Source organism: Thainema salinarum CENA647 (assembly GCF_057732415.1).
In genome coordinates this window covers 666,790-690,053 of the sequence record NZ_JBYJZJ010000015.1, presented here as the reverse complement: position 1 = coordinate 690,053, position 23,264 = coordinate 666,790, and the positions used below count along the sequence as shown (strand labels likewise).

General features: G+C 50.4%; 27 protein-coding genes. 9 read left to right on the top strand and 18 right to left on the bottom strand.

Features of this window, described 5'->3' with window-relative positions; translation table 11 throughout:
- Positions 1-3 precede the first annotated feature (3 nt).
- Positions 4-1,968, top strand: a complete 1,965-nt coding sequence (locus AC286M_RS04790) for a GTPase family protein (protein WP_488203298.1) — start codon at positions 4-6, stop codon at positions 1,966-1,968.
- Here the strand turns inward: AC286M_RS04790 and AC286M_RS04785 are convergent, their stop codons facing one another.
- Positions 1,969-3,189 (bottom strand): HEAT repeat domain-containing protein, encoded by a 1,221-nt coding sequence (locus tag AC286M_RS04785; RefSeq protein WP_488203297.1) that lies wholly within the window; start codon positions 3,187-3,189, stop codon positions 1,969-1,971.
- A 98-nt stretch (positions 3,190-3,287) separates the two neighbouring features.
- Here AC286M_RS04785 and AC286M_RS04780 point away from each other — a divergent pair, with 98 nt between their 5' ends.
- The gene (locus tag AC286M_RS04780) at positions 3,288-3,761 is read left to right on the top strand and encodes a hypothetical protein (protein WP_488202633.1); all 474 of its coding nucleotides are present in this window, start codon (positions 3,288-3,290) and stop codon (positions 3,759-3,761) included.
- A gap of 50 nt (positions 3,762-3,811) precedes the next feature.
- A complete protein-coding gene (locus AC286M_RS04775) occupies positions 3,812-4,555 on the top strand; it encodes a hypothetical protein (RefSeq protein ID WP_488202632.1) in 744 nt (247 codons plus the stop codon).
- Positions 4,556-4,562: 7 nt separating this feature from the next.
- On the opposite strand, the gene AC286M_RS04770 is transcribed toward AC286M_RS04775, so the two are convergent.
- The gene (locus tag AC286M_RS04770) at positions 4,563-7,004 is read right to left on the bottom strand and encodes an NACHT domain-containing protein (RefSeq protein ID WP_488203296.1); all 2,442 of its coding nucleotides are present in this window, start codon (positions 7,002-7,004) and stop codon (positions 4,563-4,565) included.
- Between the two features lie 173 nt (positions 7,005-7,177).
- On the opposite strand from AC286M_RS04770, the gene AC286M_RS04765 reads away from it, so the two are divergent.
- Positions 7,178-7,528, top strand: a complete 351-nt coding sequence (locus AC286M_RS04765) for a DUF6883 domain-containing protein (protein ID WP_488203295.1) — start codon at positions 7,178-7,180, stop codon at positions 7,526-7,528.
- Complete coding sequence (locus tag AC286M_RS04760; protein WP_488203294.1) at positions 7,525-7,842, top strand: DUF4926 domain-containing protein; 318 nt, start codon at positions 7,525-7,527, stop codon at positions 7,840-7,842. Before AC286M_RS04765 ends, AC286M_RS04760 begins: the two co-directional genes overlap by 4 nt.
- An 89-nt stretch (positions 7,843-7,931) precedes the next feature.
- On the opposite strand, the gene AC286M_RS04755 is transcribed toward AC286M_RS04760, so the two are convergent.
- Positions 7,932-8,162, bottom strand: coding sequence for a hypothetical protein (locus AC286M_RS04755; RefSeq protein ID WP_488203293.1), 231 nt, complete (start codon positions 8,160-8,162; stop codon positions 7,932-7,934).
- Positions 8,146-8,349 (bottom strand): BrnT family toxin, encoded by a 204-nt coding sequence (locus tag AC286M_RS04750; protein WP_488203292.1) that lies wholly within the window; start codon positions 8,347-8,349, stop codon positions 8,146-8,148. The genes AC286M_RS04755 and AC286M_RS04750 overlap by 17 nt, the downstream gene beginning before the upstream one ends.
- 79 nt (positions 8,350-8,428) lie before the next feature.
- Between AC286M_RS04750 and AC286M_RS04745 the strand changes: the two genes are divergently transcribed.
- Positions 8,429-9,516 (top strand): ISKra4 family transposase gene (locus tag AC286M_RS04745; RefSeq protein ID WP_488202786.1). Its coding sequence is split into 2 segments (ribosomal slippage): positions 8,429-8,600 and positions 8,600-9,516, totalling 1,089 coding nucleotides; the frame shifts between segments, so codons are not numbered across the junction.
- Positions 9,517-9,737: 221 nt separating this feature from the next.
- Here AC286M_RS04745 and AC286M_RS04740 read toward each other — a convergent pair.
- Together AC286M_RS04740 and AC286M_RS04735 are read right to left on the bottom strand one after the other, a co-directional pair.
- A complete protein-coding gene (locus AC286M_RS04740) occupies positions 9,738-10,310 on the bottom strand; it encodes a salt stress protein, Slr1339 family (RefSeq protein ID WP_488203291.1) in 573 nt (190 codons plus the stop codon).
- Positions 10,311-10,323: 13 nt separating this feature from the next.
- Positions 10,324-10,926: a vWA domain-containing protein gene (locus AC286M_RS04735; protein ID WP_488203290.1), complete on the bottom strand. Its 603-nt coding sequence runs from the start codon at positions 10,924-10,926 to the stop codon at positions 10,324-10,326.
- Positions 10,927-11,064: 138 nt separating this feature from the next.
- On the opposite strand from AC286M_RS04735, the gene AC286M_RS04730 reads away from it, so the two are divergent.
- Complete coding sequence (locus AC286M_RS04730) at positions 11,065-11,355, top strand: small RNA NsiR4-regulated ssr1528 family protein (RefSeq protein WP_488203289.1); 291 nt, start codon at positions 11,065-11,067, stop codon at positions 11,353-11,355.
- Positions 11,356-11,822: 467 nt separating this feature from the next.
- Positions 11,823-12,107: a Calvin cycle protein CP12 gene (locus AC286M_RS04725; RefSeq protein WP_488203288.1), complete on the top strand. Its 285-nt coding sequence runs from the start codon at positions 11,823-11,825 to the stop codon at positions 12,105-12,107.
- Positions 12,108-12,124: 17 nt separating this feature from the next.
- Here AC286M_RS04725 and AC286M_RS04720 read toward each other — a convergent pair whose 3' ends face one another.
- From AC286M_RS04720 to AC286M_RS04670, 11 genes are all read right to left on the bottom strand, one after another.
- Complete coding sequence (locus AC286M_RS04720; protein ID WP_488203287.1) at positions 12,125-12,544, bottom strand: YidH family protein; 420 nt, start codon at positions 12,542-12,544, stop codon at positions 12,125-12,127.
- Positions 12,545-12,554: 10 nt separating this feature from the next.
- Positions 12,555-12,977: a YidH family protein gene (locus tag AC286M_RS04715; protein ID WP_488203286.1), complete on the bottom strand. Its 423-nt coding sequence runs from the start codon at positions 12,975-12,977 to the stop codon at positions 12,555-12,557.
- Positions 12,978-13,711: 734 nt separating this feature from the next.
- Positions 13,712-14,122 carry a phage holin family protein gene (locus AC286M_RS04710; RefSeq protein ID WP_488203285.1) on the bottom strand — a complete coding sequence of 137 codons (411 nt, stop codon included), beginning with the start codon at positions 14,120-14,122 and terminating at the stop codon, positions 13,712-13,714.
- On the bottom strand, positions 14,112-14,627 hold the full coding sequence (locus tag AC286M_RS04705; RefSeq protein WP_488203284.1) for a hypothetical protein: 516 nt from the start codon (positions 14,625-14,627) through the stop codon (positions 14,112-14,114). The genes AC286M_RS04710 and AC286M_RS04705 overlap by 11 nt, the downstream gene beginning before the upstream one ends.
- Positions 14,628-14,797: 170 nt before the next feature.
- Entirely contained in the window at positions 14,798-15,073 is a 276-nt protein-coding gene (locus AC286M_RS04700; RefSeq protein ID WP_488203283.1) for a hypothetical protein, read from the bottom strand.
- A 349-nt stretch (positions 15,074-15,422) separates the two neighbouring features.
- The gene (locus tag AC286M_RS04695; RefSeq protein ID WP_488203282.1) at positions 15,423-16,934 is read right to left on the bottom strand and encodes a GMC oxidoreductase; all 1,512 of its coding nucleotides are present in this window, start codon (positions 16,932-16,934) and stop codon (positions 15,423-15,425) included.
- A 112-nt stretch (positions 16,935-17,046) separates the two neighbouring features.
- On the bottom strand, positions 17,047-17,646 hold the full coding sequence (locus AC286M_RS04690; protein WP_488203281.1) for a cytochrome c oxidase subunit 3: 600 nt from the start codon (positions 17,644-17,646) through the stop codon (positions 17,047-17,049).
- Positions 17,633-19,315 (bottom strand): cytochrome c oxidase subunit I, encoded by a 1,683-nt coding sequence (gene ctaD / locus AC286M_RS04685; protein ID WP_488203280.1) that lies wholly within the window; start codon positions 19,313-19,315, stop codon positions 17,633-17,635. The genes AC286M_RS04690 and ctaD overlap by 14 nt, the downstream gene beginning before the upstream one ends.
- Positions 19,308-20,225: a cytochrome c oxidase subunit II gene (locus tag AC286M_RS04680; protein WP_488203279.1), complete on the bottom strand. Its 918-nt coding sequence runs from the start codon at positions 20,223-20,225 to the stop codon at positions 19,308-19,310. Before AC286M_RS04680 ends, ctaD begins: the two co-directional genes overlap by 8 nt.
- Positions 20,226-20,230: 5 nt before the next feature.
- A complete protein-coding gene (locus AC286M_RS04675) occupies positions 20,231-20,860 on the bottom strand; it encodes a DUF2231 domain-containing protein (RefSeq protein WP_488203278.1) in 630 nt (209 codons plus the stop codon).
- Positions 20,860-21,360, bottom strand: coding sequence for a DUF2231 domain-containing protein (locus AC286M_RS04670; RefSeq protein WP_488203277.1), 501 nt, complete (start codon positions 21,358-21,360; stop codon positions 20,860-20,862). The genes AC286M_RS04675 and AC286M_RS04670 overlap by 1 nt, the downstream gene beginning before the upstream one ends.
- 874 nt (positions 21,361-22,234) lie before the next feature.
- On the opposite strand from AC286M_RS04670, the gene AC286M_RS04665 reads away from it, so the two are divergent.
- On the top strand, positions 22,235-22,750 hold the full coding sequence (locus AC286M_RS04665; RefSeq protein WP_488203276.1) for a hypothetical protein: 516 nt from the start codon (positions 22,235-22,237) through the stop codon (positions 22,748-22,750).
- Between the two features lie 43 nt (positions 22,751-22,793).
- On the opposite strand, the gene AC286M_RS04660 is transcribed toward AC286M_RS04665, so the two are convergent.
- On the bottom strand, positions 22,794-23,099 hold the full coding sequence (locus AC286M_RS04660; protein WP_488203275.1) for a hypothetical protein: 306 nt from the start codon (positions 23,097-23,099) through the stop codon (positions 22,794-22,796).
- Positions 23,100-23,264 lie beyond the last annotated feature (165 nt).

Here is a 23,264-nt window from a genome sequence, read left to right as displayed (position 1 = left end):
GCCGTGGTGCGATTAAAGCCTTGGCAGTGGGTGGTGCTAGCGTCACCGCTAGTTGCGATCGCAACGTTCCTGATGATATCGGCAGGCATTCAGCTCCGGGATTGGGGACTGAACTGGATCTGGGCCGTTTTCATTTTTGTCCTGGTCGGCTGGCGCTGGCTGCTGGTGCGCTGGACGAGTCCTGGCTTTGACGAGATGGAAGCGATTGTGGCGGAAGTCAATGAAGACCTAGAAACCGCCATTGGTGAAGCAAATCTGGCCAACGGCGCGACAACGAATGCTCAAATGGTGCAGCAGATTGAATCGCAGCTCCAGACCATCCTAGTCGAAGCCCGTAACGATCCGCCCGCATGGGAAGATTGGGGCCAATTCTGGCAGCGCTGTCGCGAAATTGTAATTGCGATCGCACATGTCTATCACCCAGAAGTGAAGTATCCGCTACTCAATATCTATGTGCCGCAAGCCTACGGTCTGATCCGAGGAACCGTAGACGACATGGACGCTTGGATGGGCAGGCTGTCGCCCGTCCTGGGTCAGGTGACGGTAGGGCAGGCGTATCAAGCCTATGAGGTCTATCAAAAGCTGGAACCCTCGGCTCGCAAGGTGTTTCGCATTTGGAACTGGGCGCAGTGGGTACTCAATCCGGCGGCAGCACTGGCGCGGGAAACCAGCAAGTCCTCCAGCAACCAGGCCACGCAGCAGCTCATTGTCAACCTCAGCCAAACCCTGCGCGAGGCGGCACTCCGCAATCTGGCCCGACAGGCAGTGATGCTCTATGGCGGCGACAGTGCCAAACTGCCGAATATTGATGCGATCGCAACTTCTGAACCAGCGGCCACGCTGCCCAAGGCGAAAACGCAGACGCTGCGGGCGCTAATCGAGCAGGCGGAACCTAAAGAGTCCGTAGAGCAGGCCAATGTCAGTATTCTGCTGGTAGGGCGCACCGGAGCAGGCAAGAGCAGCATTATCAATACGCTATTCCAAGCCGACAAAGCAGAAGTGGACGTGCTGCCCAGCACCGATCAGATTCAGAGTTACGAGTGGCAGACAAAAGCCGGGGAGTCGCTCTGTCTCTGGGATACACCGGGGTATGAGCAGGTGCAGCGGCGCGATCTGCGATCGCAGGTGATCGACTATGCCCATACGGCAGATTTGCTGCTGCTGGTAACACCTGCCCTCGACCCAGCCCTGCAAATGGATGTGGACTTTCTGCGGGATTTTCAGCAGGAGATTCAGAACTTGCCGACGATTGCGATTGTGACGCAGGTAGATCGGCTGCGTCCGGTGCGGGAGTGGCAGCCGCCCTATGACTGGCAGTGGGGCAACCGTGCCAAGGAAAAGTCGATTCGGGAGGCAACCGCCTATCGGCGGGATGCGCTGGACGAAATGTGCGATCGCATCTTGCCGCTGGTGACGTGGGATGAAAACTCGAATCGCTCAGCCTGGAATGCCGATCAGCTTTCGCTGGCGCTAATTGAGTCGCTGGATTCGGCCAAGCAGTTGCGGCTGGCTCGCTTTTTGCGCGATCGCGATGCGCGGGTGCTGGCAGCGGCGAAAATTATTGACCAGTATACGGTGCAGATGACGACGACGCAGGGCGTGACGGCGCTGCTGAAGAGCCCAATTTTGCAGTTTCTCTCGACGCTGACGACGGGTTCACCTGCACTGGCCTATCTGCTGGCGGAGCAAATCCCGGTGGAGCGGTTGCCGATTGTGATTGGCAAGTTGCAGATGGCCTATGATTTGTTTTCGCTGCTGAGCGCAGAAACGGATCTGAGCAAGTTTGACCTGCTGGCACTGTGGCCGCTCCTGCTGGAACACTCCAAGGCATCGCCCGATCGGGATGCCTGGGCGTTTGGTCATGCACTGGTGGAATACTGGACGCAGCGGTTAACGGTAAACCAGTTGCGCCAGCGAATTGAGTATTATTTGAATGAAGGTGGGAAGAGTGTAGGAGCTGAGATGTAGTTAAACTTGAGATTTAGAAGTAGTCTCGAGTTTTGTCAGTTGTTTGGTTGCCCAGTCTTTTAGTTCATTGTCGCTGTTATCATGTTGTTCTAAATCTGCTATGAGTTTACGTAATAGCTCATAAGTTTCAGGATGATCCTGATATTCCTGTACGAGGATCTTTAAGGCATGATAAGCAGGTTGCCAATCTAGAAAGCTATAAAAAGGATCTGCATATGAATAATCACAGGCTCGACAACAGACAAAATCAAACAATTCCAGATCTTTTTTTGATTGCTGGATAAAACCTGCTGTTGCGGCTGCTCGCACAATAATATCTTCATCCAACTGGGCTAACTTTTTGAGAAGTGATAGAACTTCCAGGTCGTCTTGATAGTTCTGCGCCAATACCTCTATTACTGTACTTCGCACTGAATACTTATGCTCGAGTTGAGCAAGTGTTTTAAGGATCGGAAGAGTTTCTGGATCATCTTTGTAATTTTGGGCTAATGCCTCAACTGCTCCCCTCCGCACATATATGTCAAAAATATCTTCATCCGATTGAACTATTGTTTTGAGAAATAATAAGATTTCTGAATCGCTTTTGAATTCTCGAGCCATTTCTTTTACTGCTGTACTTCGTACGAAAATGTCATTGTCTGATTGAGCAAGTGTTTTGAGAATTGGCAAAGTCTCTGGATCATCTTTGTAGTTTTGGGCTAATGCTTTCACCGCTGGACTCCGTGCATACTCATCTTTGTCCGATTGAGCCAATGCTTTAAGCCAAGGCAAGGTATCCGGATCATCTTTAAATTCCTGGATGAGTTCCCTCATTATGGCTTCCCGCAGAAAGTTGCTTGCGTTTGACTGAACAAGTGTTTTAAGAATTGGTAAAGTATCTGGATCTTTCCGAAACTCTCGGAGCAAGCCCCGTGATATTGCTATTTGTACGAAGTCATCCTTATCTGATTGAGCAAGTGCCTTGAGAATCCGTGGAGTATCTGGCTCATTTTTAAACTCTTGCGCCAAACCATTTGCTGCTCTGCTACGAACAAATCCATCTTTATATGATTGAGCAAGTATTTTGAGGATCGGTAATGTTTCTGAATCATCCTTATAGTTTTGAGCTAGCAAATCAACTGCTGAACCTTGCACAAACCTATCCTCATCCGATCTGGCAAGTATTTTGAGAATTTGCAAAGTCTCTGGATCATTTTTAAACTCTTGAGCTAAGCCTTTCAATGCCGCAATACGAACTGTACTTTTACTAGTTTGAATCTAGTTCCACCCAAGTTTGTGTTGAGTAGAATTGAGGCAGAGAGTTCAGCAGGCCAAAGCCGATGGCTCAGCAACGACGCAAGCGTGGCACAGCAGGCGATAAAACGATTTGTCTGCCCATTGCAGACGACCTTGACTACGAGGTCTTAGTAGAAGACCGGGAAGCCTTTCGCCAGTATCTCAACGAGCAGATCGCATCCCACCCGGAACTGTTTCCCGACGGGATTGAGGCAGGCTATCGCTTTCACGGATGGGTCGAGTCCTCTCGTCAACAGCTCAAGACCCGGCGGATTTTGCTGCCGAGTACCGGAGAGGCTTATCAACTGCGTCCCGATTTGGTGATGCCGTACATGAGCGAGACGGCGGAGATGGCCGACAAAGCGCTCTATTTAAGAAAGCATGGCCTGTCGTATGAGGGGATTGCCTATGTGCTGGGCCGTTCTGAGATGCACTGGTATCGGCTCTGTCAGTCGTTCGGTCGAGCCTCGATTGTGGGCAGTACCCTCAAAAGGGAAACGGCGCTCCCCCCCATCTAGTTGCCGATGAGAAGCATTGTGATTGGCACGGGCAGCGAGTCTATCTGGCAGTGACAGCGGCGCAAGGGTGCGTCCTGGGAGCCAGTCTCAGTGCCAATGCGGGTCAGGATGGATTAACCGCAGCCTATGGGGTATTCCAGCAGGAAGCTGCCCATCATGTTCCCGACTATGCGCCCGAGACGGTGACGACTGATGGTTGGGAGGCCACCCGAGCCGCTTGGGAGGAGCTATTCCCTGGCCTGGTCTGGATTCTGTGCTTCCTGCATGAGGTGATTAAAATTCGCGATGGGTGCCGCTCTAAACCAGTCCTGGGTCAGCAACTAGCCGACAAGCTTTGGCATCTGTATCGGGGCCAGAGCAAACGTCACTTTGCTCAACGGTTGCGTCGGTTGCTGGAGTGGGTGAACACCCACGCGTTGCCCCAGGCCATTGACGCTCGCTTGCGACGCCTCAACGACAAATCTCACGTCTTCCAACGCGCCTTTGACTTCCCTGACGCCTATCGCACCAGCAATCAGGTTGACCGTCCGATGAACTATCTTGACCGCATCTTGTATGCCATGCAAGATTTTCATGGATTCTGGGACTCGGCGGAACAGTCGGTGCGCTCGATGGCCTTACTCTGGAACTTCCATCCCTTTTGTCGCAAGACTCGCAAAGCAATGGGCGGGTGCTTATGCCCCTTTGAGCAACTCAACGGCTTCCGCTATCACGACAACTGGGTTCGCAATTGGCTGATTGCCTCATCGTTGAATGGCAGAAGACCATTGCTCAGGAACGCTGACACAAAATAAGTTGGAACTAGGTTTGAATTAAGGCTCTAAGCCACGATAAGGTGTCTGGATCATTCCTAAATCTTTTGACAAACTCTTCTACTGCTGCACCTTGTACATACTTATCTGAATTAGATTGAACACACAATTTCAACCACGAAAAAGTTCTCGCACTTTCTGACCAAACAGCGCCAATGGTTTCAACTGCTTTTGTGCGGATTTTCATCACACATCCAGCTTCTGCGTCTATTGGTTCATAGTAGTAATGAAAGTCAAAGGTTGTGAGCTTTTCAACTGAATCCCATACTCGTTCACCAACCTCGTGAAGCTCGCTCTGTTGCTTTACTTCAGCCAAACAATTTGCTGATAAAAATATATTGATAAACTTTTTGTTCTTCCCATTCTGCGCTAACAAAAAATCAATTATTTTTTCAACAAAACGAGGAGACAGCATTCCAGCTATTAACTGCAAAACCTCATGCCATTGCTCATCCTGCCAATGAGCTATAAATGTTTGCTGCATCAATTCATCAAAACTTATCTCATGCTCTTTAAATTTCCAAACAAACGCCCAAGCCGCAAAATATTCCAAAAATGTACGGTGCACAAACGCATAATTGTCCGCACCCAAAAAGCAGAGGATAAAATTACGCTCCCGCAGTTGTTTCATCATCAGTCGAGCCAACGTGCGCGGTTGCTCTAGATCCAGTCGCTGCAACTGTTCCGTCAAAACCCGCTCCAAATCCGCCGCACTGATAATATTTCCGGCTAATCCATCCTTGCCCGACTGCATATGATCCGCCACCTGCCGCAGCATCGCTTGCTTATCCGCATAGTCAATCGTCAGCGGATCGAGTCGATGTTCAATCAGGTTGCGTTCCACATCCCACTGATGCAGCAGCACCCGCGAAGCCTGGTTGTATAGCTCCGGTCGGTCGCGCGGCAATTCCTGATTGCGGTTCAAAATCGCCATCATCGTCAGCAGCAGCGGATTCCCTGCCAATTCACGGATCGCCTTCGAGTCCGAAATGGCCTTGTGCAGTCGTTCCCGCTTGCGCTGCTTATCTGCCCCTTCTGCAAACGTTTGGTCGTGCCACCGCTCTATAAACTCTTTAATTTGTTCCTGATTCAGGTCTTGCAGCATATAGTGCTGAAATCCTGCATCCCGAAGCGTTTGAGCCTTATAGCCCAGCCATCGCGAAGTAACTATGGTTTGTACTGCCGGATAATTATTCGTAAATCGATGGATATCCGTCACCACGATTTCCCGCTGCTCTGGGTCAAACACCTCATCAATCCCATCAAACAGCGCCACGGCATTCCCTTGATTCAACACCTCATCCAACCGATGCTGATTCAGCCGACAGACCACCTCTCCCTGATGCAGATATTCCACTACGCTGCTGCACTTCTTCTCCTGCCGATCCTTGGCATACTTGCGGAGTTCAATCAGCAACGGCAACGGTCGCTGCGCCAACTCCCGCATTGACCCAATCGGCTCCGCTGCCCACTCCAGCGCCATATACTGCAACAGCGTTGATTTTCCCGACCCCGGATCGCCCAAAATCACAGCATAATCCGCCAGCGGGCGACTGCGCTCTCCCTTGCCTACCGTCCGTCCCACCACCTCCAGCACATTGGCTGGCAACTGCTCCACATAGCTGCGCCGATACGCCTCTAGCTGCGCCGCCTCTAGCTCCTCCGCATCTAGTTCGCCCCGTTCCTGTAGCTCTTGCAGCTTTTCCTTTGGAATCTCATACACCTTCGGGTTAAATTCCTGGCAAGGCCGCACATCCTGCGGAATAAACATCCGCCACAGCTTCAACTCGTTATACGCATAGGCCGACGTATCCAACGACTCCAGCTTCAAATTGCCATACTGCTCCCGCAATCCTTCTTGATACTTCCGTAAATTAAAATCTGGCTCAATCCCCACCAGTGACTCAACGCCCTGCCGAATCGCTTCCTGATTATGCAGCGTCAGCAACTCTCGCAGTTCTGGCGACTCGCGCCAAATCCCTTTCACCTTCCGCACATACTGCTTGCTAATCTGCTCCCAATCAAAATCATCGGGCAACTGCCGCAGATCTAGCTCCGCCCACCGCTCCTGCAATTGTTCATGATTAATCGCCTTGCAATCCGGCTCAAACGCTGTCCCCAACGTCGCCTTCACATCGGCATCTTTCATATACGCCCGCAGCGCTGGCTGATAAAAATCCCGAATCTCTGCTCCCGTCAGCCCCGCATATTCCAACTCCGCCAACATCAGCTCCACAAACGCCTTCAGCGCTTTGCCCATCGCCTTCTGCACGGGTTCCTGCTCTGCCAAACCCGCCACATCTTCAATACAGCCCTTGAAAAAATCCTTTGTGTAATCTTCCAAACTGCCCTTCAGCAGTGGCCAAAGCACCTCTTTCGCCAAACCCGTTAGACCAACTGCAACTGCAAAGTCATCAAATCCCAAGGCCATATCGTTTCACTGCGATCGCACAATTTTCTCCCATCGTAACCTCATCCATTCAGCATGAGATGGCAATGAGATGCGATCGCACCTTTGCACGTTTGCCATTAGCGCGATCGCGTTTGATTGTTCTGATATCGTTAACGTGAATATTTTTCTCACAAAAATAGGAGTACAGATGTGTGAAACTCAGAGATGTTGCCAATCAAATTTTGATTGACTCTAGAAAAATCACAGACTATGTTCTGAATCCAAATAATCTACAAGGTCGAGATAAGGCACTTTTATTTAGAGAATACTTAGGCTTTACGAGAGAAAACTATCAGTCTTTGCTCCAGCAGATTGAAGAGCAGGCGATGGATGCTGAAGCTATTCCAAGGCAATACAATGAGTATGGGCAACGCTATCGAGTAGATATTACCGTCGTTGGCATAGATCCAACACAACAGGAGATCGTGCGTACGGGATGGATTGTCAAACCGAATGAAGATATTGCAAGACTCGTTACGTTATATATTCCGAGGCGAAAATGACGAAACCAGAATTATTTGATGTTGTTGAATTGATTGTAGATCTACCTGATTTAGATCTACGCGCAGGCGATCGGGGTGCCATTGTTGAAGAACATACTGACACAGTTTTTGAAGTCGAATTTACTAATTCCTATGGAGAGACTCTAGAATATACGTCTCTGTCCACTCGGCAATTTATTGTAGTTTGGCGCAGCAAAACAGAAACTTGGGTACCTATATCTGAGCGAATCACGGCGATGATCGATGCGTTGCCCGAAAGTAGGCAAGAAGAAGTGCTCAATTTTGCCCGTTCTCTTTACAAAGCCCCAGTTTAATGCGATCGCACAATTTTCTCCCATCGTAACCTCATCCATTCAGCATGAGATGGCAATGAGATGCGATCGCACCTTTGCCATTAGTGCGATCACGCTTGATTATTCTGTTGCCGCTGGGCAATCTGCATCAACAGCCGTAGCGCATCATTGACCGACTTCTCATCTGGAAAAGCCTCCGCCACATCTGGATCAAGTAACACCAAATTTGTGCCTGCACGATAGCGCTCAACGTATTTTCCTCGTACTCCACCCTTCATCTGAGCAAAGTCATACTCTGAACGCAGTTCATCCGTCATTTCGTTCTCAGGATTCTGACTCATAAAACCTTCTCTCAGAACGTGTTGCTTTCCGAGCACTAATGATTCGGGTGCGGTCTGCTCTGTCAGTATGTGCAACAACCAAAACCTGCCCAAACCGAGACATCCCAATGATAACGTAGCGACTTTCACCAATTGAATGGTCAGGATCAGGAAACGTAACAGAAAGTGGATCATTGAAAACGGTCATTGCCTCTTGAAAGGGAGCAGGTCACTTTCTTGAGAGAAAAATTAGAGTAAGACTGTAGCGATATTTTGAGGGTGCTCTAATGACGCCAGCGGAACACCAAGAACTCTTACAGTGCAGTCAACGCATCGCGGAACTACTGTACCAGGAAGCCTGTGAGCAAAACCAGCCGATGGCAAATTTGGGAGCCATCGAATCAACGGTGCGCGCTCAAGTGCAAGAACACGTCACGCCAGTCATTGGGGAGTTTTTTGCCAAACCGTTACCGGCACCGACGAAGGATATCCCCGCCAACTAGAGAGCATTCTGGGCCGGTTATCCCTCAGTAGTGAACAGGCCAAACAACTCGGTGTCCGTCCCCGACAACAGGTCAGCCCTTATTTAGAGCTGTGCTGTCTGCGCCAAAGCGCAATTGTTTCTTATGCCCAAGCGGCGATTGAAGTAGAGGTGCAAACGGGACGACGGGTGAGTGCGAAAACGCAGCAGCGGTTGGAGGCGCGCCATGACTTCGAGCTGCCCACGAGTGAGGTCCCGGTTGAGCAAATGAGCCTGGATGGCGGCATGATTCGCTTGCGCACGCCGCTGGGGGAAGCGGCTGAGTGGCGCGAATATAAAGCCTTGAATTTGGGTGAGCAGCATCAGGGCATGGCCTGGTTCAAAGACAACGAACACCTGATTGAGTGGGCAAATGACCTCCCCTTAGCCCCGATAGTGGACTGCCTGGGCGATGGTCATGATGGGGTTTGGGGCATCTATGCCCAGATTGGCAACGACCACCAACGTCACGAAATCCTCGATTGGTTTCACCTGATGGAAAATTTGCATCAAGTCCAAGCCACTCCAGAAGCACTCGAAACCGCTCGCAGCTTTCTTTGGCAGGGACAAGTAGACGCTGCTATGAATGTGTTTGAGGTGAGCGAGTCGGAAGCAGCACGTCGCTTCTGTGGCTATCTAGAGCGGCATCGTGACCGCATCCCCAATTATCGTTACTACCAAGAAGAAGGGTGGCCGATTGGCTCGGGGGATGTTGAGTCCTGGGTGAAGCAAATTAACCAACGCACGAAGATCCCTGGCGCTGCCTGGAACGCTGAGCGGGTGCCGCAGGTTTTAGCGCATCGTTGTGCTTACCTCAACGGCAGGCTCTCACCTCAGAGATGTTTTTCTCTGTAGAAGGTGACCTACTCCCTCTTGAAATGAAACACCATGTTTCTCAAGATTTCGAGCCGCTTTGTCTGAGTTCCATTCAAACTTCATCTGATCGCAACCGCAAAGGATTCAAACACCATCTCGCTTGCCAGCCAGCGCACAATTTTCTCCCATCGTAACCTCATCCATTCAGCATGAGATGGCAATGAGATGCGATCGCATTTGCAACGAACTCAAATACTCATTCAAAAGGTGCCGCGCTCTACACTCTGTAAGGCTTCGAGATACTCAACAGCAGCATCTAAGCGCGACTCATAATTGCAGGCAAACTCGTCAAACCATAGCCCTTCTTGGGAGCGGGGGTCGAGCTGCCGAAGCCACTCTTTTGCATAGTCAGTCAGTTCCGCTCGACGCTGAGCCTTCAGTGCCTCTAGGCGACGCTGCCTCTCTTGTTCCTGCTGCTGTTGCTGCCGCTCAGCTTCCTGCTGCTCTTGCTCCTGCCTGAGCTGCTCGGCTCGGCTCTGGGCTTCCTGTTCAGACTTGAGCTTTGCGATTAGTGGATCGACTGCTGGAGGAATATTGGACTGAGTGCGAGGGAGTGACGGCTGCGCCGATGAGGTTGGGCGCAGTGGCTTAGGCGGATGTTTCAGTAGCTCTGCCCGCACAGCCTGCTTTTTACCGTCTGCCAACTGGTTCAAAAGCTGATCCAGTGACTGAGACGGAGCGGCAGGCTGCGGTTCAGGATTATTGGGCTTGGGCGTTGGCTGCTGACGAGGCTGGTTGTCCAACTTAGCCAGCAAGCGATCGATCTCATCCATAACTCAAAGCGTGCTAATCTGCGATCGCATTCATCAATACTTCAGCCAAACTCAGATCCGCCATGTCGTCCATTGTGATCGTGTCACAGATATCAAACTTAGCGCCGACTGAACTGAGCTGATCATCCAGTGCTTTCAAAAACTTGGTTGCTCCCGCATCATTACCAACCTGGATAAACGAAATCGCTAGTTCTTCATCTCGATCCATGTGCTGAGTACCCGCAATGATCACTTCCATGACCGCGCGACGGTCATCGGGCTCGCCATCCGTGACTACTAGAATCGTTTCACCATTGGGCTTGGTTTGTCCGGCTGCTTTGCGCTGAAGGTAACTCTGAATGGCATCGTTTAAGACAGCCGCCAGATCCGTCGTACCTACCGGATCATTCTCCATAAAGATTTGCTCGACTTTGCTGGAAGTCACGTCATCGTAGCGCTTGAACCGACTAGAGAAGAGATAGACCGTGATGCCATCTGGGTCAAACTGCTCACACTTGCGAGCCAGAGCCAGCGTTGATTCTTCAGCGGCTTGCCAACGACTTCTGCCGCCAGGTTGATCTGGGGTGGACATACTGCCGCTTTTATCGAGAATCAGCGTATAGTCACGATCTTTCATGGAGGGGCATCCTGTTACCTAAACTGTCCCTAATCTATCTCAAATCGCTGGGCTTGTTCTGGAAGGTAAAGAATGTAATACGAAGCCCTTTATGACCGACAATGCTCTCAGTGATTCACTAACACGAGGAGAAAACAGATGAGCACTGATGCTAAAACCACTGGAGCCGACGCTGTAGACGCTGCGATCGCAAACGGAGTTGACCTTGATGGTTCCCCCATTCCAGCTGAAAAGCTATCGCTGTATAAGGAAGTAATGGGCTTCGAAGCCAACCGCCAGCGCAGCGGGGTCAGCAACACCATGCGATCGCGAATCGTCCGCATTGGAGCCAAGCACATTGCCCAAGATGAGCTAAACCAAAAGCTACTTGATGCTGGCTTTGCCCCGCTCAAGGAAAAAGAAATCGCCTTCTACTACGGTGGCAAGTAAACGGTTTAGCTCAAAGTCCCTCTTCCACTCTGGGCTACTGTGTACACATAAGTCTCTAGACTCCGTTTCAACGTTGAGATCCCCCTAAATCCCCCTTAGAAAGGGGGAACTTTGAATCAATCCCCCCTTTTAAGGGGGGCAAGGGGGGATCATTCGGGGTTGAGAGGCAGTGATCAAGATGTGTGTATACGGTAGCCACTCTGGGAGAGGGATTCAGGGTGAGGGGAAGTAACTTTTGTGACTCTCAATTCAGCTATCTCAAACTGTCTGAAGCATCTACTGAGAGAAGTATTACGGTAGGTGCTTCTTCATGTCGCGCTGTTAAGAAAACCAAATATTTTATAACAGGAACTTATATGTAAATTCTATTGTCATTTGTGGGAATTATGAATAATGTAGAGACATAGGGTTTACACCAGTTTTGCTGAGGAGGCTAAACCCTAGGCATAACCTATCGGAGAAGCATCATGGTTTCCACATCAAACTTTTTCAAAACAACTGATACTGCTGTTCATCCTATCCTGACGCCCGTAGAACCGTCTTTAGATACCCGCATCAGCACCGCTAGAGAGCATGCTCGTCGTCTCACTGCTCTTTATGGGGTCACGTCTCCCGATGTAGCCGTTGCTTGGGAAGAAGTTGAAGAACTGCTTTCCGTCAAAGCTAAACAAAGAGAGCAAAAAGTTACCGCTTTTGAAGAGTATTGCAGCCTCTATCCCGATGCGCCAGAGTGCCGTATATACGACGTTTAGAGGGCTTAGCTACTGGATTAGTACTGGATTGCTGCATTAACCAAAACGGCTGCTATCGCCAGTAGGCCAAACAAAATCACAGCGCTGATGATAATCTGACTCGATGAGCGAGAGGAACGACTTAAGTAATCGTTGCGCTCAATAGCTCTAATTTGAATCGGATATTCCACCACGGCTAAACCTAGTAGAAACAGGCCAAGTGCGATCGCGCTTAAGCCCATCACTGAAGCTACTGTCTGATTAAACCTGGAACTTTGCTCCGGAAAGACGTTGCTAAATGCGATGTAGATGTGTTCGGTTGCAATACCAAAGCCAATCAGCACAACGCTGCTTTGAATCCAAGCCATCAGTGTGCGTTCAGCCGCTGCTCGGTTGCGCTCTTTGGCTAACTCATTCGTGGCGCTGTATGGTCGTTGTGGTGAAGGCTGAGCACTCATAGGAACCAAATTAACCAACCAAACGCAAAATTGAGCGGATAAAAATCCCTAGGAAAGCCAGCACACCAATGCCAATCAAGCTAACCGCAACCGTCATGCCCAGCGAACGACGGGGCCGATAGTAATAATCAGCATCTTGCTGAATATGCTTTAGTTCCTGTCGATGCTCCCATACGGCTGCCAGCATGGCATAGGTGCCTACTCCAATAAAGCCCAAGCCCAAAATTCGCGATAGACGCACGGGGTTCACGCTGTCTACAACTTGTAGGCTCAGAATTGCGCTGACCACTGTGTCGATGCCAAAGCCAAAGCTAATCAGGGCAAGGCAAGTCCGGATCCAGGCCATTAGCGTTCGTTCTGCCGCCGCCCGGTTCCGCTCCTTGGCTAGCTCCGCCTGCATATTCGGCGGCTGACGAGGCGAATTCGCATCCATCTGCATTCATCTCCTTCCAGAAATATTCCTATCTTGCATCAAGATCAAGCATCCAACTCGTTTTGGGTAGAATGCAGGTCTGATCAATACAGCAATCTTAAATTGATTATGAACAGGCCGTTTCGCTGGGGTGGCTTGTTCATAATCAACTCAGTTCACTAGCTATTTAATAGACTTTATTGGAAATAAAGTTTTTGGGGTTGGAAATTGTTTTGTAGCGCGGCTCCGCCGCGCTACAAAACAATTTCCGATAAGGTCTAATAGAGCTATAGATAGCAAAGATATCAAAAGGCACCCTGCTAGCAGAGTGCCTTTTTGCTTGAGCTCTAAAATACCAAAACAGCCAATATTAGTTTTCGCGTTTTAATGCTTTAGTGTAGAGCCACTGTAATCCACCTGCATCCAATCGTACCAGTGAATAACCCGGTACAGGCTGTTGCTGAGGATTTACAGTTTCAACCACACCAGATTGATTGTTTGCAGGGCACACAACACGGGTACCAGGCTCCATAAAGATCAATCCTCTCGATTCGACAATTCTCACGATTTTTTACTTTACCGTGTTTGCCCCAAAATTCAAACGTTGAAATGTTAACGCCTGTAGCGGATTCGATTTACGCCGTTTGTCACTCAAAATCGAGAAGAGGGTATCTCACCGACATATTCATTGGCACATTCATTGGCACATTCATTGGTAGGTTCAAGGTGCGATCGCAATTTCCTATTGCCCCAAGCTACCGTTCAATCGGGGTTCGATCTGGGTAGCGACTGCTCAGCAGTGCCGTTGTGCGGGCCAGACGAGCTTGGGTTTGAATCATGTACGGCCCACTCAATCGCCAGGCTCCTAACACCATCAACAGCAAGCCAATCAGTAGATCACCGCCCGCCACTGCCAAAATTGCCATCGGCCAGCTTAGGCCCCAAGCATAAGCAAACCAAACCGCTAGCACCTGGAGCAAAACCGTTGTCATGGTTAGCAAAACAGCACCTAGCAGCAGCAGGACTACGCCAACAATAATCCGGCTGCGTTCCTGGCGAGCTTCTTGAGTCGCAATATCCAGGTGCATGTCGATCAGGACGCTGGCTACGCGCCAAAGACGCTGAATATAGCTGTTTAGAGTATCAACCAAGCCGTTAGCGTCCACGGCCACCTCCGATGATGATGCCGAGTAGGAAACCAATACCCAGAGCCGTGAGTAAGCTGGTACCAATATTGCTCCGCGCCCGATCGCTGACTTCCGGCAGCACGTCTTTTTTAAACTGGCCGACTAAATCTTCGGTATGTCGCTCTAAAACCTGCAAAATTTGGTCAATCTCCGAGGAAAGCCCGCTGCCGTTTGCGTCATTGCTGGTGCTGTGGGTGCTGCTGCCGTTAGGAGCGGGTTTAACCTGGGCTTCTTTAGCTGCGCGATCGCGAATGGCCAAACTGTTTAACTCGGCTAGTTGGCGTCGGACGAGGGTACGCGTATGCTCAGTCTGATCTGCAATGTAGTCAACCACTGCGTCGAAATCGCCTTCCGCTGCCTTAATTACCTCAGTATCCATACTCGGCCACTCGGCCTCAATTAGCGGGAGCAGCTCATTCAGATTGTCCTTAAACGAGTCATCTGACAGTTCAGCCAGTTTACCGGAGTTGTTGCGCGTTGCCATAATGCTTCACCAAAATGCGATACCACAAGTGCGATCGCAAGCCCTAGTGGTCTGTTTAAGTTTATTTTTGAGGATAAATTTCCGAAGAGTTTAGCTCCAAAAATAAACTTAACGCTGTACTCAACGCTATTAGATTAGCGAATAAACCCACCTGTTCGCTGACGAGTCGCTTACAAAATTTGACAGATCTGCTGAATTAACTGATCCAGGTGCTGGTCACAAAACCGCTCAGCATCCGCTGTTGAAATCCCACGTGCGATCGCATAGGTTTCAAATGCGTTATAAATCATTGCCGTTGCAATTTCCCGCTCCTCTTCCGCCACGGCCCACCGCAGCTCAACACAGCCCCGAATCATCAAGTTCAACAGCTCATGCTCATGCTGCAAATCCACCATCAGCTGCTCAGCAATAGATTGCGATCGCGCCTGAAAACCATCTTCAGCCATAGCATCAACTCTCAAACAACCATCACCTTTACAGCCTTTATAATTCTCTAGCTTCTTGCTCCTCACCTCTTCTACCGCTAGCCTAACCGATCTGCAAGAAAAAACCCTCAACCGCTGGGATTGAGGGCGCTGGTCATTAGAGATTAGGAAGGATAGAGGAGCTGTCCAGAGAGCAAGAAACGCGACTACCGTATGACTGGGAATTCATCGTCGGATGCGTAACTCGATGTCTTTAGTATCGAACGAAGGAAGAATTTTCTCCGTGACGCGGATACTTCCCGAACTGTGATTAGCTCAGAGTTTGAGCGTGATCTTGATCATATCGGCAACCACGGCTGGATAACGTGAATTAACCGAGCCGCTCGATTAGGTGTTCCCCAATTCGCAGCGCATTGGCCATAATCGTCAGTGCTGGACTGATGCTTGGACAGGAGGGGAAGAAACTGCTGTCTACTACATAAAGATTGTCAATTTCATGGGTGCGACAGTTCACATCTAGGACTGAAGTCGTCGCATCGACGCCCATGCGGCAGGTACCAGACTGATAGCCCACCACCTGAACGGGCGCTTCAGCACGAGGAAAGACAGCGCTGCGTTTGGCGTCTTTGGTATCCCGTTCCATGGTTTTTAACACCTCAAGCCAGCGGTAGACCAAACGATCATGGGCTTCCGTATTATTCGGCTCAAACTCATAGCGCAGCTTGCCATTGAGCAACCGCACTCGATTATTGGGATCAGGCAAAACGCCCGTTTGCGCCCACCAGCCAATCGAGCGCATTGCTAATTGCTTCAAACCGACTCCCGGCACAATTTGCGCCAGTACTGAGAGCAGCGGTGGCGATTCCGAAAATACCACATCTTGCAGTAGCCCCCCGCTGTTTTCGATGTGACCCATCGGATAGGGATAGTCGCCATTGCCCCAGTAAAAGTCATTGACGCTGACGCTGCGGGGAAACGTGCCGGAATTGTTGGCTGCGCCTCGCTCCACGATCACCGTCATCAGCGGCTTCATCAGGTTCCGTCCTAGTTGGTCAGAGCTGTTCGCTAAGCCATTGGGATGCTTTTCATTAGCGGATTGCAGCATCAGCACTGCCGAGTTGACTGCACCGCAGGCCAGCACTACGATATCGCCATTAAAGAGAGTTGCCTGCCCTTCAATTTCCGCCTGCACCCCCTTGATGACGGCACCGGAAGGGTTAGTGTGCAAGCTAACCACCTTCGCACCTGTCTTCAGCGTCACGTTGTCGTGTTTCAGCGCCAGGTTAATACCGAACACCTCGGCATCACCCGTGGGGTCATCATCTTGACGGGTCAGGCTTAGCGGCAGTGGCGTAGGATGCAAACCTTGATGTGCGATCGCATCTATCATCGGCTGCATGACGGGTTCATGGTCAATAGCCGGATAGGGATAATCAGCGCTGTGCTTAGGTTCAGTGGGATCATTCTGGCAGTCCCCATGCACCTGGTAAAGCTGCTCGGCGGCGGTGTAGTAGGGTTCAAAGTCGGCGTACTTGAGTGGCCATTCGGGGGCAAGACCGTCTTGATATTGAACGGCTTCAAAATCGCGATCGCGCATTCGCATTAGGGAAGCCGCGTAGATCTTGGTATTGCCGCCAACCGCATAATTGGTCTGGGGTGAGAAGGGTTCGCCGCTCTTGTCATACCACTGTTCTGGCGCGTGATAGCGTTCCTTTTTGAACAGGTCAACATCAGCTCGGTTTTGATCTTCTAGCGCCATGCTCAAACCGCGCTCCAGAATCAAAATCCGCTTGCCCGTCGGAGCGAGCTTCTGGGCCAAAGTGCCACCTCCAGCCCCTGTGCCCACAATGATTACGTCATAGTATTGATCATCAATAATCATGGATTTCTCCTCTGGAGGTTACCGATGGGTTAATGGTAGTTCTCAGATAATTTTTGTCTTGTGGGGGCGATGCCCCCACAAGACAAAAATTATCTGAGAACTACTAGGTTAATCACTGCCAAACGTAGATCAAGGTAAATAGCACAATCCAGATCACGTCTACAAAGTGCCAGAAAATTGAGGTTGCGGCCACGCCGTATTCGCCGCCCGCGTAGTTATTGGGGATAAACGAGCGACCCAGCATAATTCCCTGCAGCAGCACGCCCGTCAAAACGTGCAGGCCGTGGAAACCCGTCAGCAGATAAAACGTGCCGCCGAACAGGCCGTCTGTAAAGCCAAAGGGCAGGTGCATCCACTCCACAGCTTGACCGTAGAGGAAAAAGCTGCCCATCGCCATCGTTAACAGCCAAAAGGCGCGAAACCCCCACAGGTTTTCTTTGTGCAGAAACCGCTCAGCAAAATAGATGACGAAGCTACTGGATACCAAGACGATCGTATTGATTAACGGCTCCCGCACTTCTAGTCCTTCCACACCAACTGGCAGCCAGTCTGTCGCACCCAATTTATAGACGATATAGCCAACAAAAAAGCTGAGGAAGATAACGCTTTCTGACAGCAGAAAAACGATAAAACCGAACATGCGGTTATCTTCATGCTCTTCGCCGTGGGCTGTCTGAGCATTGAGGGTGGAATCAAGATTAGCTGTGCTCACTGGCTAGCTCCTTTGTCGGATCGTTTGCAACCAAGGGTTCATCGCTGCCGTAGCCATAGGGAGGCGACACGATAATTGGAATCTGCTCAAAATTTTCGTGGGGCGGCGGCGAAGACACCAGCCACTCCAGGCCAATGGCGCGCCAGGGATTGTCTCCCGCTTCCTTGCCGCGCACCCAGGAACTCACCATGTTCAAGATAAAAGGCAGCGTAGAAACACCCAGCAGAAAGCCACCCAGGCTAGCCAATACATTCCAGAACGCGAACTCGGGGTCATAGGAGGCCACCCGACGCGGCATCCCCATCAGTCCTGCGGGGTGCATCGGTAAAAAGTTAAGATTGGCTCCGATAAACGTCAGCGCAAAGTGCAGCTTGCCTAAGCCCTCGTAATACATGCGCCCCGTCATCTTGGGGAACCAGTGATAGATAGCGGCGTAGAAGCCCATCACCACTGCCCCGAAAATTACATAGTGGAAATGGCCCACCACAAAGTAGGTGTTATTGACGTGAATATCAAAGGGGGCCGAAGCTAGCATCACGCCCGTGATTCCGGCAAACAGCCACATGACCAGACCACCCAGGGCAAACAGCATTGGCGTATTCAACCGCAGCTTGCCGCCCCAGATCGTTGCTACCCAGGAGAAGACTTTAATTCCGGTTGGGACGGAAATGGTCATTGTCGTGATCATAAACAGCATCCGCATCCAGCTGGGAGTGCCGCTAGCGAACATGTGGTGGACCCAGACAATGCCGCTCAGTCCGGTAATGATCAGAGATGACACGGCAACGGCTCTGTAGCCAAAGAGGGGTTTGCGGGCATACACCGGAAAGACTTCCGAAAAGACGCCAAAAATCGGCAGGATGATGACATAGACCGCTGGGTGGGAGTAGAACCAGAAAAAGTGCTGATACAGGACTGGATCGCCGCCCAGTTCAGGGTTGAAGAAGCTAGTGCCGACCGTTAAGTCAAACAGCAGCATTACGGCTCCGGCAGTCAAAGCAGGCAGGCCAAAGAGCTGAATCAGCTGGGCTGAGAGCACTGTCCAGCAGAAGGCCGGCATCTTAAACCAGCCCATGCCCGGTGCCCGCATCCGAAAAATGGTGGTGACAATGTTGACAGCACCCATAATCGAGGAGACGCCAGATAGCGCCACCGCCAAGAGCCACAGAAATTGACCGTTGATTAAATTGCCCGTTGGGTTTTGCAAGCTGACGGGAGGATAGGCCCACCAGCCGGACTGGGAGGGGCCACCAGGAATGAAAAAGCTGGTAATTAAAATCACGCCAAAGACGGGGACGAGCCAAAAGGCCGCCGCATTGAGGCGGGGAAAGGCCATATCCTTCGCCCCAATCATCAGCGGCACGAGGTAATTAGCCAGACCGTTGAGCATGGGAAACGTCCACATGAACAGCATGATTGTGCCGTGCATGGTGAACAGGCCGTTGTAGACCGTGCGGTCAACTAGATCCGCTTCTGGCGTAATCAGCTCGCCCCGCATCACCATCGCCAGCAGTCCGCCAAATAGGAAGAAGACGAAGGCCGTGACAATGTATTGAATACCAATTACTTTGTGATCGGTGCTGAACGTGAAAAATCTGCGCCAGTTATCTGGTGCCCCTGGTTGGGGCTGAAGACTGGTTGATCCAGCCCCCAACGTGGCATTACTCATAGGAATCCTCCTCTGAACTGGCGTAGTTAACAACAGGTGCTGGGGCAGGTTCTACGGTTGCCCAGCCCAGATCAATAGCAGCTTGCGCTGAGCGGTTAAATTCGTCGTAGGCGACGTTGGGCGCAGGCGATGGCGGTGTCTCGGCGGCGGTCGCTAGCCAATGCTGATAGTCTTCCGCCGACTCTACAACTACATTGGTTTGATTCGCTGCAAAGTAAGTCCCGCTATATTGCGAATCTCGTATCCGATAGCGCCCTTCCCGCACAGGCGTAAACTGAAATTCGATTTCTTCGCCGGGTACAACATCTTGCTTGATGCGGAAAGCCGGGATAAATAAACCATGCAGCACATCCTCCGAGGACAGCAGCAGCTTAGCTCGTTGATTCACGGGGACATGTAGCTCCGTGCTGCTAATGCCGTCGGGATAGCGAAATTCCCAAGCCCACTGCCGTGCATAGACTTTAATGGGTTCATCTGTGGCAGGTTTATCTGTGCTTAGAGCCGCCGCTTCAGCGACAGGCATCCCCATTGCCATCGGCTCGATTGGCCCTAAGATGGCCATCCGCGCATAGGTCTGGTAGCTAAAGGCAGCAATCCAGATGACTAACAGAATGGGAATGGCTGTCCAAATCACTTCCAGCGTGACGTTGCCTTCAACCGGAGGGCCATCGCTGAAATCATACTTGCTGGCTCGCTGAAACAGAACGGAGTAGAGCAGTGCGCCAGATACGCCAAAGAAAATAAAGCTGCCGATGGTGGTCATGAAGCTGAACAGATTGTCCACCAGCATAGATTCTGCTGAGGCTTGGGGCGGCATCCAGTTGTAGGCTTGCTGACCAATCCACAGGCTGAGAACGAGATCTGCGATCGCAAGTCCCACCAGCACCACAATTGTGCGTCGTCGATTCATATCTGCTACAGCCTCAAATGCTTGATCAACATATCCAGTTGGGTGTTGGGATTAATCCCTGCCCGAATCAGGCGATCGGCGCTGATGTGAACCCCAAAATCTGCGCCCAGATGTGCGCCCAGCGTGCCCTGGAGGAACATCAGCACGAAAATAAACAGGCCCGCGATTAGATAGCTCCACTGCACCTGACGCGCCCGATCCTGTCGCCAGACATAGCGCTGGAAACCGCGCCAGATGGTCATACCGACAATCAGCCCCAGCAGGAGAACGCCACCTAGACCATGCCAAATCATGGTGTCCATAGCGTTGAGACCCCAGGGACTGACCATATCCTGCGGCGGATCGGCTAGCAGGATTTCGTAAAAGCCAGCCGCAACCGTAAAAAAGGTAATAATTGCCGCCGCTACCATGTTGAACCAGCCGACATCGTAGAGATCCGAGCTAGTGGTGGTAATCGCCAGAAACTTGAAAATCGGCTTTTCCAGCGGATAGAGCGCCGCCACGATATCAAATGCGATCGCAACAATGAATAATCCCAATGTTAAATGCACTAAGTTGGGATGAATCGGCAGACCATACGGTAATCCATTAGCTCCTAAACCCAAAACCATCGTTGGTAATCGTTCATCCATCATTACAACAATCCCTTCCGCGCTGCCTCTACTACCGCCTCGGTATGTAGGCCATAAACCCACACCAACTTATCGCCGAGGTAAACCTGAAACAGGACAATCACCGTTAGGATAACGTTCATGCCCATATACGCCTTTGGCAGAGAGTCAGGATTTTGCACGCGAATGATATAGCGCCAAGCTGTAATGGCCGCCAGAATACCCGATAGCGACCAGCCAATCAGAGTATGTAAATTGAGATCCCCAGCCGCAGCAGCATAGGGTGTGGCTAGACCCGCCTCGATTTGACCAAAAATAATGGCGATAAAGATTGAAACGGTCGCAAATACCATGTTCCACCAGCCCACTTCGTACAGGCGGGGATTTTTGGTGAAATATCCAATGATGTCGCATAAGACGCCAAACAGAACCATCGCAATCACAAAGTGAACGACGATCGGATGAATGGTATCGGGATAGGGCAAATTATGGTTATTAAGAGGAGGTAGTAAATCTTCAAACACAGGTTTCTCCTAAGAGAATCAACAAATCGCTTGAGTTGGCTGTTGATAATTGGATTGACTAGTTAGATAAATAGCAGCAGCTATTTTGGGACAGGAAATCAAGCCGTTCTAAACGAAATTTGCTTGGATGCCTATTAAATATTTCAATCAACAAGTAGGTTGGCATAAATAAACACATTCTAGAAACCGGGGGATTGCTCCGGAGGGACACTCCCCCAGTTTTCAGATTTTGCATTTATCCACATGTAGCTACTTACTGTTAAATTGCTACACAAAAACAGTCGATATACCAGCCGACATTAACAACACGTAGGTTGTTTCTGAATAGTGTCAGCTAAGAAACAAACCAAGATTGAATACGTAACCTTTTATACATGGCCTCCGGGGAATTACGTTCTTATTGTGCCGCAGTTCAACCCTATCCTAAAAAGTTTTCAGCATATCTTCCAGATGGTTCAATCGGTTGGGTCATTTTATTTTTGGAATGTCGCTACGGTTGTCTTCTATGTCGTAATATTCTTTGATCACTTTTTCAATAAAAATTTAGATTTTTTTCACTCTTTTGAGAGAGGCGAATTGGGTGATTTCTTTTTGTCACTCAAATTGTTCATCATGGACAAAGATATACATCCCAAGCTCTCAGGTGAGATACGTAGGGTGGGCACACCCACCATAACCTTGAACCTGATGCAGAAACGGTGGTGGACGCTGCCCGCCCTACTCTGTGAATAACTCTCTGTGAATAACTCAGGCTCAATCATTCATTAGCTGTCTGATGATGGCAAGGTTGAAGACGGGACAGTTCCGGAAAAAAACCACGCGGATCTGAAGCTATAGAGCATTAATATTTTGCTATTAGGCCCCCAGTCAATTCATGGACTTCCTCTTTTTGAGCGTGATCAACCGCTATTTCTGGCTGATCTGCCTACTCGTCACCTGGCTCAATACGGTAATTTTCAAAGTGCGATCGCAGTCTCATATTCGGGACAATCCAGCACTGGCACCCGGTTACGCGACTTTAATTCGCGGTTTCCTGGTTTGCTCTAGCTTGCCGTGGTTGGTGATGGGGTTTGGTATTGTGGTGGGTGATGTGCCGACCATTTGGCATTTTCTCTATCCCAACACCAGCGACCCCTACGTGCTGGCCTGGTGGATTACGTACTGGCTCACGATTGGGTTTGTTGCCTATTGGGTCATCCTGCGCGGCGGTGCAGAAATCATGGTGAGTCATCCGGGCTTTTTGAGGGGCAATCCCACGAATCCTCAGCTGATCAAGCTGTTCTGGTTACTGGCGCTGGCTGTGGCAACAGCTTTTACCGTGATTATGTTTAACCAGCCGTTGCCCGACATTACTACAACAGGCACGCCTATTATGCCAAGTCAGTTTTGATTACTGATGGCCTATCACCCATCAAAACCTTCAAATGCAAGCATCACAATGCTGTATACCAATCAGCATAGGGCGTGTTCTTGACCAGATGCCGATTGTAATCGGGCATGTCATCATCCCACCACACGGGACCACGTTCACCTAGCGCAACCTTGGCGGCATGCACCTGCTGACGAGCCACTTTTAATGCCGTTTCATCACTTGCATGTTTAACAGCTCGCCGGGCTGCCATCAGCTCACGAACGAACTGTTGACGCGTCGCTTCGTCTAAGTGGGGATTTGTACAGCGCCACAGTCGGCCTTTCACGACAAAATAGCGACCATCAGGAGTCGTTGGATAATCGGCCATAGCAAAATCGGAGCATTACTGGGTCATACGAAATTCGGTTGAAGCCCGATAATTTATTGTGATACGCGGACTTGATATCATTCGGAAATGATCTGCATGGCATCGCGAGACTGGACTTACCGTAACAGAAAAATATCGTTAAAATATTGCTATTGGATCACCTGC

Bases quoted from the DNA above. Each gene is read 5' to 3' on its own strand.
- AC286M_RS04700 (WP_488203283.1), bottom strand. From the start codon at position 15,073: ATGGCTGAAGATGGTTTTCAGGCGCGATCGCAATCTATTGCTGAGCAG.
- AC286M_RS04780 (WP_488202633.1), top strand. From the start codon at position 3,288: ATGGCTCAGCAACGACGCAAGCGTGGCACAGCAGGCGATAAAACGATT.
- AC286M_RS04750 (WP_488203292.1), bottom strand. From the start codon at position 8,349: ATGACCGTTTTCAATGATCCACTTTCTGTTACGTTTCCTGATCCTGAC.
- AC286M_RS04705 (WP_488203284.1), bottom strand. From the start codon at position 14,627: ATGGCAACGCGCAACAACTCCGGTAAACTGGCTGAACTGTCAGATGAC.
- AC286M_RS04740 (WP_488203291.1), bottom strand. From the start codon at position 10,310: ATGGATGAGATCGATCGCTTGCTGGCTAAGTTGGACAACCAGCCTCGT.
- AC286M_RS04660 (WP_488203275.1), bottom strand. From the start codon at position 23,099: ATGGCCGATTATCCAACGACTCCTGATGGTCGCTATTTTGTCGTGAAA.
- AC286M_RS04715 (WP_488203286.1), bottom strand. From the start codon at position 12,977: ATGGATGCGAATTCGCCTCGTCAGCCGCCGAATATGCAGGCGGAGCTA.
- AC286M_RS04760 (WP_488203294.1), top strand. From the start codon at position 7,525: ATGACGAAACCAGAATTATTTGATGTTGTTGAATTGATTGTAGATCTA.
- AC286M_RS04720 (WP_488203287.1), bottom strand. From the start codon at position 12,544: ATGAGTGCTCAGCCTTCACCACAACGACCATACAGCGCCACGAATGAG.
- AC286M_RS04770 (WP_488203296.1), bottom strand. From the start codon at position 7,004: ATGGCCTTGGGATTTGATGACTTTGCAGTTGCAGTTGGTCTAACGGGT.
- AC286M_RS04735 (WP_488203290.1), bottom strand. From the start codon at position 10,926: ATGAAAGATCGTGACTATACGCTGATTCTCGATAAAAGCGGCAGTATG.
- AC286M_RS04725 (WP_488203288.1), top strand. From the start codon at position 11,823: ATGGTTTCCACATCAAACTTTTTCAAAACAACTGATACTGCTGTTCAT.
- AC286M_RS04730 (WP_488203289.1), top strand. From the start codon at position 11,065: ATGAGCACTGATGCTAAAACCACTGGAGCCGACGCTGTAGACGCTGCG.
- AC286M_RS04695 (WP_488203282.1), bottom strand. From the start codon at position 16,934: ATGATTATTGATGATCAATACTATGACGTAATCATTGTGGGCACAGGG.
- AC286M_RS04755 (WP_488203293.1), bottom strand. From the start codon at position 8,162: ATGAGTCAGAATCCTGAGAACGAAATGACGGATGAACTGCGTTCAGAG.
- ctaD (WP_488203280.1), bottom strand. From the start codon at position 19,315: ATGAGTAATGCCACGTTGGGGGCTGGATCAACCAGTCTTCAGCCCCAA.
- AC286M_RS04675 (WP_488203278.1), bottom strand. From the start codon at position 20,860: ATGATGGATGAACGATTACCAACGATGGTTTTGGGTTTAGGAGCTAAT.
- AC286M_RS04665 (WP_488203276.1), top strand. From the start codon at position 22,235: ATGGACTTCCTCTTTTTGAGCGTGATCAACCGCTATTTCTGGCTGATC.
- AC286M_RS04680 (WP_488203279.1), bottom strand. From the start codon at position 20,225: ATGAATCGACGACGCACAATTGTGGTGCTGGTGGGACTTGCGATCGCA.